Origin of the sequence: Pseudomonas kielensis (genome assembly GCF_030505375.1) — a bacterium.
Taxonomy (GTDB): domain Bacteria; phylum Pseudomonadota; class Gammaproteobacteria; order Pseudomonadales; family Pseudomonadaceae; genus Aquipseudomonas; species Aquipseudomonas kielensis.
The window spans coordinates 2,278,588-2,291,983 of record NZ_CP130043.1 but is presented as its reverse complement, the minus strand read 5'-3'; the positions used below and the strand labels follow the sequence as shown (position 1 = coordinate 2,291,983).

15 protein-coding genes are annotated in these 13,396 nt (G+C 62.2%); 9 read left to right on the top strand and 6 right to left on the bottom strand.

Annotated elements, in window-relative coordinates:
- Positions 1-119: 119 nt before the first annotated feature.
- Complete coding sequence (locus Q1W70_RS10585; protein ID WP_166588808.1) at positions 120-995, top strand: Tim44 domain-containing protein; 876 nt, start codon at positions 120-122, stop codon at positions 993-995.
- Between the two features lie 136 nt (positions 996-1,131).
- Entirely contained in the window at positions 1,132-1,539 is a 408-nt protein-coding gene (locus Q1W70_RS10580) for an SMI1/KNR4 family protein (protein WP_166588809.1), read from the top strand.
- Positions 1,540-1,699: 160 nt separating this feature from the next.
- Here the strand turns inward: Q1W70_RS10580 and Q1W70_RS10575 are convergent, their stop codons facing one another.
- A complete protein-coding gene (locus Q1W70_RS10575) occupies positions 1,700-3,463 on the bottom strand; it encodes a cation:proton antiporter (protein ID WP_166588810.1) in 1,764 nt (587 codons plus the stop codon).
- 238 nt (positions 3,464-3,701) lie between these two features.
- On the opposite strand from Q1W70_RS10575, the gene Q1W70_RS10570 reads away from it, so the two are divergent.
- Positions 3,702-4,184 carry an acyl-CoA thioesterase gene (locus Q1W70_RS10570; RefSeq protein WP_166588811.1) on the top strand — a complete coding sequence of 161 codons (483 nt, stop codon included), beginning with the start codon at positions 3,702-3,704 and terminating at the stop codon, positions 4,182-4,184.
- Positions 4,185-4,188: 4 nt separating this feature from the next.
- Here Q1W70_RS10570 and pdxY read toward each other — a convergent pair whose 3' ends face one another.
- Complete coding sequence (gene pdxY, locus Q1W70_RS10565; protein ID WP_166588812.1) at positions 4,189-5,061, bottom strand: pyridoxal kinase PdxY; 873 nt, start codon at positions 5,059-5,061, stop codon at positions 4,189-4,191.
- Between the two features lie 115 nt (positions 5,062-5,176).
- Here pdxY and Q1W70_RS10560 point away from each other — a divergent pair, with 115 nt between their 5' ends.
- Positions 5,177-5,575: a DUF3301 domain-containing protein gene (locus Q1W70_RS10560; RefSeq protein WP_166588813.1), complete on the top strand. Its 399-nt coding sequence runs from the start codon at positions 5,177-5,179 to the stop codon at positions 5,573-5,575.
- Positions 5,576-5,582: 7 nt separating this feature from the next.
- On the opposite strand, the gene Q1W70_RS10555 is transcribed toward Q1W70_RS10560, so the two are convergent.
- The 3 genes from Q1W70_RS10555 to zigA all read right to left on the bottom strand — a co-directional run bounded on the left by Q1W70_RS10555 (position 5,583) and on the right by zigA (position 8,492).
- Positions 5,583-6,554, bottom strand: a complete 972-nt coding sequence (locus Q1W70_RS10555; protein WP_182344630.1) for a CobW family GTP-binding protein — start codon at positions 6,552-6,554, stop codon at positions 5,583-5,585.
- An 88-nt stretch (positions 6,555-6,642) separates the two neighbouring features.
- A complete protein-coding gene (locus Q1W70_RS10550) occupies positions 6,643-7,287 on the bottom strand; it encodes a DUF1826 domain-containing protein (protein WP_166588814.1) in 645 nt (214 codons plus the stop codon).
- Positions 7,284-8,492: a zinc metallochaperone GTPase ZigA gene (zigA, locus tag Q1W70_RS10545; RefSeq protein ID WP_166588815.1), complete on the bottom strand. Its 1,209-nt coding sequence runs from the start codon at positions 8,490-8,492 to the stop codon at positions 7,284-7,286. Before zigA ends, Q1W70_RS10550 begins: the two co-directional genes overlap by 4 nt.
- Before the next feature lie 152 nt (positions 8,493-8,644).
- On the opposite strand from zigA, the gene Q1W70_RS10540 reads away from it, so the two are divergent.
- From Q1W70_RS10540 to Q1W70_RS10520, 5 genes are all read left to right on the top strand, one after another.
- Positions 8,645-9,022 carry a glutamine synthetase gene (locus Q1W70_RS10540; RefSeq protein WP_166588816.1) on the top strand — a complete coding sequence of 126 codons (378 nt, stop codon included), beginning with the start codon at positions 8,645-8,647 and terminating at the stop codon, positions 9,020-9,022.
- Positions 9,023-9,110: 88 nt separating this feature from the next.
- Positions 9,111-10,007, top strand: a complete 897-nt coding sequence (gene folE2, locus Q1W70_RS10535) for a GTP cyclohydrolase FolE2 (protein WP_166588817.1) — start codon at positions 9,111-9,113, stop codon at positions 10,005-10,007.
- A complete protein-coding gene (locus Q1W70_RS10530) occupies positions 10,004-10,564 on the top strand; it encodes a gamma carbonic anhydrase family protein (protein ID WP_166588818.1) in 561 nt (186 codons plus the stop codon). Before folE2 ends, Q1W70_RS10530 begins: the two co-directional genes overlap by 4 nt.
- 2 nt (positions 10,565-10,566) lie before the next feature.
- Positions 10,567-11,904 carry a dihydroorotase gene (locus tag Q1W70_RS10525; protein WP_182342897.1) on the top strand — a complete coding sequence of 446 codons (1,338 nt, stop codon included), beginning with the start codon at positions 10,567-10,569 and terminating at the stop codon, positions 11,902-11,904.
- A 37-nt stretch (positions 11,905-11,941) separates the two neighbouring features.
- A complete protein-coding gene (locus Q1W70_RS10520; protein ID WP_302098810.1) occupies positions 11,942-12,856 on the top strand; it encodes a His/Gly/Thr/Pro-type tRNA ligase C-terminal domain-containing protein in 915 nt (304 codons plus the stop codon).
- Here Q1W70_RS10520 and Q1W70_RS10515 read toward each other — a convergent pair.
- The gene (locus Q1W70_RS10515; RefSeq protein ID WP_166588821.1) at positions 12,840-13,361 is read right to left on the bottom strand and encodes a DUF3617 domain-containing protein; all 522 of its coding nucleotides are present in this window, start codon (positions 13,359-13,361) and stop codon (positions 12,840-12,842) included. The genes Q1W70_RS10520 and Q1W70_RS10515 overlap by 17 nt on opposite strands.
- Positions 13,362-13,396 lie beyond the last annotated feature (35 nt).

Genomic DNA, 13,396 nt, shown 5'->3' with positions numbered 1-13,396 from the left:
AGGCCGGCTGAGCTGAACCCAGCCTGTCAGGCAAAAGCCCGAAACACTCTGCCGCTAGCCAGCAACACTTCACCTGTGCAACATGGCGCGCGTGCCATCCACAAATGGGAATTCCCTTTATGAAACGTTTTCTTAGCATCGCCATGGCGTTGTGCATCGGCCTGACGATGAGCCTGGACGCCAACGCCAAGCGCTTTGGTGGCGGCAAGAGCTCCGGCGCTGCGCCGACTCACCAGACCAGCCAAATGGCTCCTTCTTCTCCTGGCATGGGCGGCGCTGCGGCGACCGCTGGTGCTGCCGGTGCCGCTGGCGCTGCGGCCAAGGCCGGCGGTGCTTCGCGCTGGCTCGGCCCGCTGGCCGGTATCGCCGCTGGCGGCCTGCTGGCCTCCATGTTCATGGGCGACGGCTTCCAGGGCATGCAGATCTTCGACATGCTGATCATGGCGGTCATCGCTTTCGTGATCTTCCGCTTCATCGCCGCTCGTCGCCGCAAGCAGCAGGAGCAACTGGCCCCGGCCGGTCACGCGCCAATGCAGCGTGAAGTGTTCGAGAACAAACCTGCCATGGGTTCGATCTTCGGTGGTTCGGCCGCTCCGGCTGCCGCTCGTCCGGTGATCAACGCTCCGGCCTGGTTCAACGAAGAGCGCTTCATTGAAGCGGCGCGCAACCACTTCCAGTCCCTGCAGCAGCACTGGGACGCCAACGAAATGGACAAGATCGCCGAGTTCGTGACCCCGCAACTGCTGGAGTTCCTCAAGCGCGAACGTGCTGAGCTGGGCGAAGGCTTCCAGTCGACCTACATCGACAACCTCACCGTGCAACTGGACGGCGTGGATGATCGTGCAGACAAGACTATCGCCACCCTGACCTTCAGCGGCGTGTCGAAAACCTCGCGTTTCGACCAGGGCGAAGTGTTCAGCGAAAGCTGGAACATGGAACGTCCGCAAGGCGACAACCAGCCTTGGCTGGTCGCCGGTATCCGCCAGAACGGCTAATACCTCGCGCGGTTCGCATGCAGTAATAAAAACCCCAGCCTCGGCTGGGGTTTTCTATTTCGCGGTTGCATCTATAGCAAGCTACTGTATAAACCGCCCCAACCAAACCGCGCCATTGAGCAAGAGGATCCCGGACGTGGAAGAAATCATCGAACAACTGCGAGAAGCCAACGAACCGGTACCGGTGCCCTTGGAGCTGCCTGACGAAGACCAACTGGTGGAAATCGAAGAACAACTGTTCATCGACATCCCGTTTGTCTTCAGGGAGTTCCTGCTGAACGTCAGCGACGTGGTCTACGGCAGCCTGGAACCTGTGACTGTCACGGACCCACAATCCCACACCTACCTGCCGGACGTTGCCGCCAACGCCTGGGACGCAGGTGTGGACCGTAGCCTGATCCCTATCTGCCAGGATGGTGACGACTACTACTGCGTCGAAGAGGACGGCACCGTGGTGCTGTGGCAAGCCGAAGACGAGCTGATTGCCGAAGAAACCTGGGAATCGGTATGGCACTGGGCGCGGGACGTCTGGCTGGAAAGCTAAGGCTGCCCCTGCCTGCGGTTTTTGTAGCCGCTGACGAGGCCTATGACCGATTCTGTAGCGGCTGGCGAAGCCTGCGGCGGTGCACCAGGGCTTTCGAACAGGCGACGGCTACGCCGCCGAACGCAGGCTCGGCAGCTGCTACGGGCCAAGGATCTACGCTTCAATGGCCGGACGATTCCTTGTGGTTGTCCAGGGTTTCCAGCAGGGCCACCTGCATCCGCGTATGCACACGGATGAACCAGCGCCAGAGGAGCGCCGCCACCGCGGCGGTGACCACGGCAATCAACGCCAGCAACTTGTTGGTCGGTAAAATACTGGCCGACAAGGCTGCCAGCAGCAGGAAAATCACCAGCAGCGCGAGAACCGGAATCACCTCGGCGATCACTCGGCGCACCCGTTGTGTGTGGCGGCCAGCCATCTCCGGCTTCACCCCCATTTCCGCCAGCAGCATCGAGAGCGCCTTGATCTTGCGATAGGCGGCAATCAGGAAAGGCAGCGATACCAGCAGCGCCCCACCCCAGATCAGGGCTTTCTGCCAGCTCGGATCACTGATCCAGTCCTGCAGATAAGCCGACATGCGCTCGGCGAAAAAACCGCCCGACAGGAAGATCGCCACCACCAGTGCCAGGTTCACCCCCACCTGCATCAGAATCCGCCGGATCATCGAAGCCAGCAGCGCGCCCTCACCCTGCGGCTGGATACTGCGCAACCATTCGCCATACATGCCCAGCACCCGGCCCAGGCGCGTCGGTATGACCGCGGCGAGCTTGATCGACAGTGGGTCAGCCGCGCGGATCAGGTACGGCGTCAGCAGCGTGGTGATCACCGAGACGGCCACCGCCACCGGGTAGAGGAAATTGCTGGTGACCTGCAAGGTCATGCCCAGCGCCGCGATGATGAAGGAGAACTCGCCAATCTGTGACAGGCCCATGCCGACTCGCAGCGAAGTGCGCCCGTCGTTGCCGGCGATAAAAGCCCCAAGGCCGCAAGACAGCATCTTGCCCAGCACCACGGCGACGGTGATTACCGCAATCGGCCAGGCGTACTGCAACAGGATCATCGGATCGAGCATCAGGCCAATGGCGACAAAAAAGATCGCGCTGAACAGGTCGCGAACGGGTTCGATCAGGCGCTCGATTTTCAGCAGTTGCCGGGACTCAGCCATGATCGCGCCAATCAGGAACGCCCCCAGCACCATGCTGTACTCCAGCTTGACCACCAGCAGGCAAAAGCCGAAACACAGGCCCAGCACGGTGATCAGCAGCATTTCATTGCTTTCGAACTTCGCCACATAGGCCAGCAGCCGCGGCACCAGCAGAATGCCGATGACCAGCGCGACGATCATGAACAGCGAGAGTTTGCCGACGGTGGAAAACACCTCGCCCGAACTCACGGTACCGCTCACCGCGATGCTCGACAGCAAGGCAATGATGCCGATCCCGAGGATGTCCTCGACGATCAGCACGCCAAAAATCAGTTGGGCAAAACGCTCGTTCTTCATCTTCAGGTCGTTGAGCGCCTTGACGATGATGGTGGTCGAGGAGATCGCCAGGATCGCCCCGAGAAACAGCGAATCCATGGTGTTCCAGTCGAACCAGCGGCCGATTTCGTAGCCGATCCAGATCATCAGCACGATTTCCAGGAACGCCGCGATAAACGCCGTCGCGCCGACCTTGAACAGCTTGCGCAGGCTGAACTCGAGGCCGAGGCAGAACATCAGGAAAATCACCCCCAGCTCGGCCAGGGTCTTGATGGTCTGTTCGTCATGGATCAGGCCGAACGGCGGGGTGTGCGGGCCAATGATGAAGCCGGCAACGATGTACCCCAGGACCACGGGCTGCTTGAAGCGATGGAACAGCACGGTCACCACCCCCGCCACCAGCATGATCACTGCCAAATCCTGAATGAAACTGATGGCATGCATGGCGAAGGCTCCTTGATGGGGGTGCAGTAGGCGTGACGCGAGAAAAAGCCCGTCGAACGGGCTTTTGAAGGGTAACACCGCGACTTCCGGCAGAAACGCGGTGCAATATATGGAAACAGATGGATACAAGCGTGACGACCGCGAGCGGCGCGGCGTCCCGTTAAGGATGCTTTGAAAAACCGTTCAAGTGCCCGCAGAGGTACGTCCCTGAATCCCTGCCTAGAACCGTGAGTGTGCTATGGAACCCGGAAATGCCCAGCTGTCGATGACAGTCCTGATGACCCCCGACATGGCCAACTTCTCTGGCAATGTCCACGGCGGTACCCTGCTCAAGTACCTCGACGAAGTGGCCTACGCGTGCGCCAGCCGTTATGCCGGTCGCTACGTGGTGACCCTGTCGGTGGACCAGGTGATTTTCCGCGAGCCGATTCACGTCGGTGAGCTGGTGACGTTCCTGGCGTCGGTCAACTACACCGGCAATACCTCGATGGAGGTGGGCATCAAGGTGGTGACCGAAAACATCCGCGAGCGCTCGGTGCGCCACACCAACAGCTGCTTCTTCACCATGGTGGCGGTCGACGACCAGCGCAAGCCCGCGGCCGTGCCCCCGTTGCAACCGCAGAACAGCGAAGACCGCCGCCGCTACATCCAGGGCAAACAGCGTCGCCAGATCCGCCAGGAACTGGAAAAGCGCTACCAGGAAATCAAGGCCGACGTCTGAGCAATCAGAGGCTGATCGCAGTGGCTTCGAACTTCACCCGCGGATGGGCGATGCGGTCCTGGGCCCGGACCAGCTCCAGCTCGTAGCTGGCGCAGGCCTGGGTTTCCAGCAGCACTTCATGCACCGCCGCTGCGGCAAACTCGAACGCTGCCACCAGGCTGTCGCCCAGTAGCACCCGCGCCAGGAACAGCCCCGACGTCAGGTCGCCCACGCCCACCGGCTGGCGCGGGAACGCCAACAGCGGACGACGCAGGTGCCAGCTGCCTTCGGCGGTCACCAGCAGCATCTCGAAGCCGTCCGCCAGTTTGCCGGGATAGTCCAGGTGCTTGACCAATACCGCCTTCGGGCCACGCGCCAGCAGGGCGCGGGCCATGCCCAGGCAATCGAACAGCGACTGCGGCTTGCGCCCGCAGAAGCTGTCCAGTTCCAGTTGGTTCGGGCACATGAAGTCAGCCACGGCCGCCGCTTCATTGAGCAGGAAGTCGCTGACTTCGGCAGGCACGATGCACCCCTTCTCGGCATGGCCCATGACCGGATCGCAGAGGTACAGCGCCTGCGGGTTGATCGCCTTGATCCGCGCTACGCCACTGAGGATCGCCCGCCCCTGTGCCGCGCTGCCCAGGTAACCCGACAGCACCGCGTCGCAGTTGCCCAGCTCGCCGATGGCGGCAATCCCTTCCACCAGCGCTGGAATCTGCTGGGGCGCCAGCACCTCGCCGGCCCACTGGCCGTACTGCGTGTGGTTGGAGAACTGCACCGTGTTCAGCGGCCAGACGTTCACCCCGACCCGCTGCATCGGGAAAACCGCGGCGCTGTTGCCAGCATGACCGAAAACCACGTGGGACTGGATGGCGAGCAGATGAGGTGTACGTTTCATGCGGGATTTCCGTAAAACGATTGAAATTCGAGCCGCGCAGTATGCGACTAAACGCAGCCTGTACGACAGGCCAATGTCGCAGTTAAGCTGGAGCCAATTAGTTGGAGTGCGTTTGATGCTGACCCTGGGAAATATCTTCGTGCTGATGCTGCTGGCGACCGGCGCAGCATGGCTGTGGCACAACCACGGCTTGCGCGAGCGAGCGCTGGAACGGGTCAAGCGCCATTGCGCCAAACTCGACATCGAATTGCTCGACGGCAACGTGGCGCTGAAGAAAATCGCGTTCGTCAAAGATGCCAACGGCCGACGCCGTCTGGCCCGGATCTATAATTTTGAGTTCACCGTCACCGGCGAGACCCGGCATGCCGGCACCATCACGCAGTTCGGCCCGCACAGCGCGCAAATCGAACTGGCGCCCTACCCGATGCCCTACGAAGAAAAACCGGCGATGCCGAGCGCCGAAGTGATCGAGCTGAGCCAGTGGCGCCAGGATCACAGCAAGCAGCGGCCTTAAGAAGGCTTCAAGCCCGCGTCACCCGGCAAGCGGCCAGGGCCTGTTGCAGTTCATCCACCGCTTGCGGCGCCTCGAAGATCAATTCCAGGCGTGAATCCTGGCGCCATTCACTGGCCCGCCAATCCAGCGTCGCGTTGTCCAGGGTATTGGCGGATATCCAGCCTTCGGCGCTGTGGATAACCAGCTTGGCCCGACGCCACGTCAAGCCCTGCAACCAAGCGGCAAGGCGCTGGCGATCGAATACCTGGCTCGCGTGCCAGCGCCAGCCGATGCTCCACCCCCCTTCCTGCTGCTGACTCAAACAGATCGGCAAGGCCGGGTCCGTCCAGATCAATGGCGCGGGCGCCACGCCCTTGGCTGCGGTGAAGTTATCCACAAGCGCTTGGGCCTGGCTTTGCACGCCTGGCAGCTCACTCAATGACAACCGCCCTTGCTCGGTCCAGATCAGTGGGCACTGGTGCAACAACCCGCGAATCCGTTGCCGCTGGTCCTCAGCCAGGTGCTCGGCCTTGTTCAGCAGCAACAGCCCGGCGCTGGGCAGTGCTTGTTGTTGCGCGGCGGGCAGGGGCTTGCCGGCGGCCAGCGCCTGGGCGTCGAGCACCATCACGCTCGGCTGGACCGCCAGCACCCCTTGCCAGGGAGCCTCGCTCAATTGCCGGAGCAACTGTGCCGGGTGGCCGAGACCCGAAGGTTCGATAAACAGGCGATCGGGACGTGAGCGCCGCAGCAACCGACCCAGGCCGATCTGGAAGGGCGCGCCATTCACGCAGCACAGGCAGCCACCGGCCACCTCCCCCAGCGCAATACCATCAGCGCCGGTGGTCAACAGTGCGGCGTCGAGGCCGATCTGCCCGAACTCGTTGATCAGCACCGCCCAACGCTCGTGCGCCGGCCGCTGCGCCAGCAGGTGACGGATCAGGCTGGTCTTGCCGGCGCCCAGTGGGCCGGCAATCACATGGGTAGGGATGTTCTGTAACAGGTTTGGCGATTTCACGGCACAGAGCGGCATCACAGGAAGATCAACGCAATATGCCTGAGGGCCGGTCGATTCACTATCACCACCTGACTCACGCCAGCCAGTCCAGTGTCAGGATCAGACGGCGCTCTCCCGCCGCCAGGGCCGGAGAACGGTGGATCAGCCCGGCGCCTTCGTTGCCCTGCCACTTCTCCCCCTTGAGCAACGCCACTTCACCACCGAGCATCTGTTGGTACTGCCCGGGCTCGGCTTGCGGATTGCCCAGGAGCTGGCGATCGATCATGCCCTCCTCCAGCCACTGGCTGCCGACCCCAGCGTAGGTGGTGATCAGCCGCACCGGCACATGGTCGACGTGAAAACGCGGACACATGGCTTTATCCAGGGTGCGCACCCGCACCCCGATCCGCCGCGCCCCGAGCAGGCAGGCAAAGGCACTGATCAGCCACGCCACATCGGCGATGAACCCCTCATAGCCCTCTAGATCACTGCAACAAGCCGCCAGGCTGCGCAGGTCGGGTTGCGCCTCGTCATTGGCCAACTCGACCACCAGCGATTCGGCCAGCGGCTGGTTCAGCGACAACAACAGCGTGGCGAAATCCACGATATGCAACGGTAGCCGACGCTGCCACAGCGCCAGGTTGGTGCCGTCCTCGAGAATCCGGGTGAACACTTCGGGAGTTTGACCAATGGCCTGGCGGACCAACGGCCGAGTCTGGAGCGCGGGCGCCAGGCTCATGCCGCCTCCTCGTCGAACCAGGGCCCAAACGGATCCTCCAGCGAGCGCCATCCCTCGACACCCATGGCCATTTCGTCAGCGCTGAGCAGGCAGTCATCCAGTTCGGCGGTGAGCTGGGCAAAGTCGATGTTCTGGCCGATGAACACCAGCTCCTGGCGACAATCGCCGGTGCCAGGCAGCCAGTTTTGCATGATCGCCGCGGTGCTTTCCTGATCGTCCGGCCATTGCTCTTTCGGTACAAAACGCCACCAACGTCCGGCAAACCCGTGGCGCATCAAGCCACCGGCCTGGGACCAACTGCCGGCATCCTGGTGCTTGCTGGCCAGCCAGAAAAAACCCTTGGAGCGCAGCAGTCTGCCGTTCACCCAGGGCCGGTCGATAAAGCTGAAAAAACGCTGGGGGTGAAATGGCCGACGGGCCCGGTAAGCCATTGAGGCGATGCCGTACTCGGTGGTTTCCGGCACGTGCTCGCCGCGCAACTCCTGGAGCCAGCCCGGCGCCTGGGCTGCCTTGGCGAAATCGAAACGCCCGGTATTGAGGATCTGCCGCAACGGCACCTCGCCCATGACCATGGGGATGATCTGCGCCTGGGCATTCAGGCGCTTGAGGATGGCGATCAACTCCTCGCGTTCGGCACTGCTGATCAGATCGATCTTGCTGATCAGCAGCACGTCGGCGAACTCGATCTGCTCGATCAGCAGATCGGTGATCGAGCGCTCATCGTCCTCACCCAGGGTCTGCCCGCGGGAGGCGAGGCTTTCAGCGGCCTGGTAATCGAGCAGGAAGTTCATCCCGTCGACCACCGTGACCATGGTGTCGAGCCGCGCGATGTCGGCCAGGCTTTGCCCCTGCTCATCACGAAAGGTGAACGTCTCCGCCACCGGCAACGGTTCGGAGATCCCGGTGGACTCGATCAGCAGGTAATCGAAACGACCGTCCCGGGCCAGCTTGCTGACCTCCTCCAGCAAGTCCTCACGCAGGGTGCAGCAAATGCAGCCGTTACTCATTTCCACCAGTTTTTCTTCGGCGCGGTTCAGGCTGACATCGCGCTGCACCTCGCTGCCGTCGATGTTGATTTCGCTCATATCGTTGACGATCACCGCCACCCGCAGATGCTCGCGGTTGCGCAGGACATAATTGAGCAGGGTGCTTTTACCGGCACCGAGAAAGCCGGAGAGCACGGTAACGGGAAGGCGATTGGGCATCAGGTATTCCTCTGGGCAGCAGGCATCACGGGAGATCACAGATCAGGCAAGGCGCAAATGTTATAGTATAACAATGCAAATAAGCCAATCAGTGCTTGTCGCCCGCGACGAAGGGCGCAATCCTTGGCCCTGCCACCTGCACGAGAAACCCCATGCCCTACGCCCTGAAATGCACCTTGTCCGGCCTTTTGCTGCTGTTCGCGGCCGACGCCTGTGCGCAACTACCGGGGCTGGCCACCTGCACCCGCAGCGCCACCCTGCTGGCCTGTGTCGACCCCGAAGGCAATGCCTACAGCGTCGCCACGGCGGGCAACACCACCTACATGCGTGGCTTTGAACAACGCGGCAAACGTTACTGGGCGCAAACCACCAGTCGTTACGGCCAGCTCACGTTCTTCACGGGCCTGGCCTCTGATGGCGAGGCCTGGGTCGGCTATAGCCGGCGTGTCGGCTGGACCACCCTCAACCGGTTTTCCAGTTCAGGCGGTGCCAGCGCCCGTTTCACCTGCAGCCGCCTGACGGGCTGTTGAGTGCGATAGGGGCAACCTTGAAAAAGCTGTCGTCGATTTGATTGTTATAATATAACATTCGCAATCATCTCCTACGACGGACCTGCTCATGAATGCGCTGACTCTGCCGGATATCGCCGCGCAGGCCGCACGCCAATCCTTGCCTCTGGACTGGGTGGGTATGTGCGGCATTGCCCTTCCTGTTCTACTCGCCGACCAACGCCTGAATGCCAAAGCCGATGCCGGTGTCAGCCTGGATGACGCCCAAGCCCGAGGCATTCATATGTCGCGCCTGTACCTGGCACTGGCCATGCTGGAGCAGGAGAACCTGACACCCGCGCTCCTGCGCCGCGTGCTACAGGATTTTCTGGACAGCCATGAAGGCCTGGCGACCTCAGCCTACCTGCGCATTCACAGCGATGTCCTGCTCAAGCGCCCCGCCTTGGTCAGCCCGTTGGCTGGCTGGAAAAGCTACCCCATCAGCCTCGATGCGCGCCTGCAGGGAACGGTGTTCCACGTGGAACTGCGGGTCGATGTCAGTTACTCCTCGACCTGCCCCTGCTCTGCGGCGCTGTCCAGGCAATTGATTCAGCAGCAGTTCGTCGATGACTTTGCCAACACACCCTTGCAGCACGCCGACGTGCTGGCTTGGCTCGGCTCCACCCGTGGCATAGTCGCCACCCCCCACAGTCAGCGCAGCACGGCCCAGTTGTGCTTGCACCTGGACGGGGTGCTCGACGATCTGCCACTGATCGCCGCCATCAACCACGCCGAAGCCGCCCTGGGCACCGCCGTACAAACCGCAGTCAAGCGCGCGGACGAACAGGCCTTCGCCCTGGCCAACGGGCAAAACCTGATGTTCTGCGAGGACGCCGCGCGCCGCCTGCACCTGGCACTGCAACGCTTCCCGGGCCTGCTGGCATTCGATGTGCGTGTGGTCCACAGCGAAAGCCTGCATGCCCACGACGCGGTCGCCGAAAGTCACTGGCACCAGGAGCAACCATGATCCGCAAAAACCCTTCCGGCGACTTGCCGCATATTGCCGAGTCCGCCTACGTCGATAAAACCGCGATCATCTGCGGCAAGGTGGTGATCGGCGAGAACGTGTTCGTCGGCCCCTATGCGGTAATTCGGGCCGACGAAGTCGATGAATCGGGCCAGATGCAACCGATCACCATCGGCGCCAATTCAAACATCCAGGACGGCGTGGTCATCCACTCCAAATCCGGAGCGGCGGTGACCATCGGCGAGTACAGCTCCATCGCTCACCGCTCCATCGTCCACGGCCCCTGCACCGTCGGCAATCGGGTGTTCATCGGTTTCAACAGCGTGCTGTTCAACTGCGCGGTCGCCGATGGTTGTGTGGTGCGGCACAACTCGGTGGTCGATGGGCGCGACTTGCCCAGGGATTTCTACGTGCCCTCCACCACCCGCATCGGCCCCCACACCGACCTGTCCCAGTTCCCGCCGGTCAGCGTCAGCGCCTCGGAGTTTTCCGAAGATGTGGCGCGCACCAATGTCGATCTGGTGCGCGGCTACAAAGCCTTGCAGAACGAGTTTTAAACATGGCCAGTGTGCTGATTCGCAATGCGCGGCTGGTCAACGAAGGACGAGTATTCGACGCCGATCTGCTGGTGGATCATGGGCGCATCGTGAAAATTGCCGGCAGCATCGACGGCGAAAACGCTACGGTGGAAATAGACGCCAGCGGCCAATGGCTGCTGCCGGGGATGATCGACGACCAGGTGCATTTCCGGGATCCTGGCGCGCCGGAAAAAGGCAGCATCTACAGCGAGTCGCGGGCAGCCGTGGCCGGTGGCATCACCAGTTTCATGGACATGCCCAACACCCACCCCGCGACCCTGACCCTGGCCGCGCTGGCCGATAAAAAACGTCGGGCGGCGATGCATTCGGTGGCCAACTACGGCTTTCACTTCGGCGTCAGCAACGACAACCTGGACACCGTCGCGGCGCTCAATCCCAGTGACGTGGCGGGAGTCAAAGTGTTCATGGGCGCGTCCACCGGCAACATGCTGGTGGATGACCCGCGCGTTCTGGAACGGCTGTTTGCCGAGGTGCCGACCCTGCTCCTGGCCCATTGCGAACACAGCCCCAGCATCCGCCTCAACGAGAGCACATTCGCCGAACGTTATGGCGACAATGTGCCCGCCAGCGCTCATCCGCTGATTCGTGATGCCCAGGCGTGCTTTCGCTCCTCCTCCCTGGCCGTCGACCTGGCCAAGCGTTTTGGCACCCGCCTGCACGTCCTGCACCTGACCACCGCCCGTGAACTGGCGCTGTTCGATGACCGGCCCCTGGCGCACAAACACATCAGCGCCGAGGTCTGCCTGCATCACTTGTTGTTCGATGATCGTGATTACCCACGCCTGGGCAACCTGATCAAATGCAACCCGGCCATCAAGACCCAGGCTGACCGCGATGCGTTGCGCCTGGCCTTGCTGAGCGACCGGCTGGACGTCATCGGCAGCGACCATGCCCCGCATACCTGGGCGCAGAAACAGCAGCCTTACCCACAGGCCCCCGCCGGCTTGCCACTGGTGCAACACGCCCTCCCCGCGCTGCTGGAGCTGGTGGCCGAGGGTCTGATTCCCCTGCCGACGCTGGTGGCGAAAACCAGTCACCGGGTGGCGGATCTGTTTGCCATTCCTGACCGTGGATACCTGCGTGAAGGCTATTGGGCCGACCTGGTGCTGATCCGTCCCGAGCCTGCTGGCAAAGCGGTCGACACGCAGCCAGTTCTCGCGCAATGCGGCTGGACGCCGTTTGCCGGACGGCAGTTTCGACACAGCGTCAGTACCACCCTGGTCTCGGGGCAAATCGCCTGGCATGCCGAAAGTATTAATGACGACTGCCAGGGTTTACCTTTACGTTTCATGCGTTGAATCCGGTCTGGCGTAAAACTGCCGGGGGTCACTGAGCATGCCTAACATCACATTGCCCGACGGTACCGTGCGCGAGTACGACCAGGCACTTTCGGTATCGGAGCTGGCCTCGAGCATTGGCCCGGGGCTGGTCAAGGCAGCGGTCGCCGGGCGGGTGAACGGCCTGCTGGTGGACTGCGCGTTCGTGATCCGCCAGGACGCCCGCGTCAGCCTCATTACCGCCCGCGAACCGCAAGGCCTGGAGATTCTGCGGCGCTCCTGCGCGCTGCTGCTGGGCATGGCGCTCAAGCAACTGCATGCCAAGGTCGAGTTGGTGGCCGCCGCTGCCGTCGGCGATGGTTTCTTCTGTGATTTCACCCTGGCGCGCGTCTTGGGCCCTGAAGATCTGCAACGGCTCGAGACGCGGATGATCGCGCTGGCCGCCGCCAACCATTCACTGCATTACGTGCTGTCGTCCTGCTGGTCGATGGACGGTGCAGTACTGAGCGAAGGCCCCTATGTACCCAGCACCGGGGTGATGAGCGCGTTCGCCCTGACCCACGCAAGTGGCAAAGGAGCGCAACGCATCTATGGCGTGTGCTGGACCGACCAGCAGGAACTGCAGGCGTGGCAAGCCACCCCGCAAGTGGTCGTCATCAACATTGATGAACGCCAGATCGACTACAGCCAGGCGCTGACCGACACCCCGCGCCGCGCCGGGGTGCACGCTCACTCGGACCTGCGCAACGAGCACATTGTCAGCAAGATCCGCCAGCATCGATTACGGGGGGTCGAGTATGTGTTGGTGATTGGGCAACGGGAGATGGAGGGCGGTTTTGTCAGTCTGCGCGCCAACGCTGGAGACGACCTGGGCAGGATGAGTGTGCAGGCGGTGTGTGACTACTTGCTCAAGGCACCAGTGACGGGCGGCATTGCGCCGCCCCACAGTAAAGCGTTCAAGCCCTTGGCTTGACGGTGCCGCAATCCTGCCCCAACCACACGGCACGGGTGTCCATGCTGCCCTGTTGCGGGATGCCGGTGGCATTGAAGGTGCCATTGACCTTGGTATTGAACTCGCGATCGCTGAGGAACGTGGCCACTCCGGAACCCTGGGCTTTCGGGCAACTGAAGCGGAATTTCCACTGGTTAGCGCTGCGGTCGGTGATCTCTTGCCTGCAGCCCGACTGCGCGTCCTGCAGGGGAATCTCGTCGGTTTTCACTTGCTCGGGCGTCAGGCAGACGCGAATGCCCTTGCCGCCCATGTTGATCCCCTGTTTCTCCAGGGCGGCCTTTTGTGCCGGAGTCATCTGACTGCCCAACTGCCCGAGGATCAATTGCAGGTCCGGTAGATTCTGGTTGTCGACCTTCATGTTGCTGGAGGTCAATTCCCACAAACCCGGTTGCAGCATCTGCGCCTGAGCGGCCACAGGAAGTGACAAGCCAACAGCCATAGCCAAACCCAGCAGACGTACGTTCATCAAGTAACTCCTAGTCAGTAATGGCCGTTAGACGT

Excerpts from the sequence above, each read along its gene's own strand:
- Q1W70_RS10550 (WP_166588814.1), bottom strand. The coding sequence starts at position 7,287 with ATGAGCCTGGCGCCCGCGCTCCAGACTCGGCCGTTGGTCCGCCAGGCC.
- pdxY (WP_166588812.1), bottom strand. The coding sequence starts at position 5,061 with ATGAAACGTACACCTCATCTGCTCGCCATCCAGTCCCACGTGGTTTTC.
- Q1W70_RS10530 (WP_166588818.1), top strand. The coding sequence starts at position 10,004 with ATGATCCGCAAAAACCCTTCCGGCGACTTGCCGCATATTGCCGAGTCC.
- Q1W70_RS10540 (WP_166588816.1), top strand. The coding sequence starts at position 8,645 with ATGCCCTACGCCCTGAAATGCACCTTGTCCGGCCTTTTGCTGCTGTTC.
- Q1W70_RS10575 (WP_166588810.1), bottom strand. The coding sequence starts at position 3,463 with ATGCATGCCATCAGTTTCATTCAGGATTTGGCAGTGATCATGCTGGTG.
- Q1W70_RS10570 (WP_166588811.1), top strand. The coding sequence starts at position 3,702 with ATGGAACCCGGAAATGCCCAGCTGTCGATGACAGTCCTGATGACCCCC.
- Q1W70_RS10520 (WP_302098810.1), top strand. The coding sequence starts at position 11,942 with ATGCCTAACATCACATTGCCCGACGGTACCGTGCGCGAGTACGACCAG.
- folE2 (WP_166588817.1), top strand. The coding sequence starts at position 9,111 with ATGAATGCGCTGACTCTGCCGGATATCGCCGCGCAGGCCGCACGCCAA.
- Q1W70_RS10525 (WP_182342897.1), top strand. The coding sequence starts at position 10,567 with ATGGCCAGTGTGCTGATTCGCAATGCGCGGCTGGTCAACGAAGGACGA.
- Q1W70_RS10515 (WP_166588821.1), bottom strand. The coding sequence starts at position 13,361 with ATGAACGTACGTCTGCTGGGTTTGGCTATGGCTGTTGGCTTGTCACTT.
- Q1W70_RS10585 (WP_166588808.1), top strand. The coding sequence starts at position 120 with ATGAAACGTTTTCTTAGCATCGCCATGGCGTTGTGCATCGGCCTGACG.
- Q1W70_RS10560 (WP_166588813.1), top strand. The coding sequence starts at position 5,177 with ATGCTGACCCTGGGAAATATCTTCGTGCTGATGCTGCTGGCGACCGGC.
- zigA (WP_166588815.1), bottom strand. The coding sequence starts at position 8,492 with ATGCCCAATCGCCTTCCCGTTACCGTGCTCTCCGGCTTTCTCGGTGCC.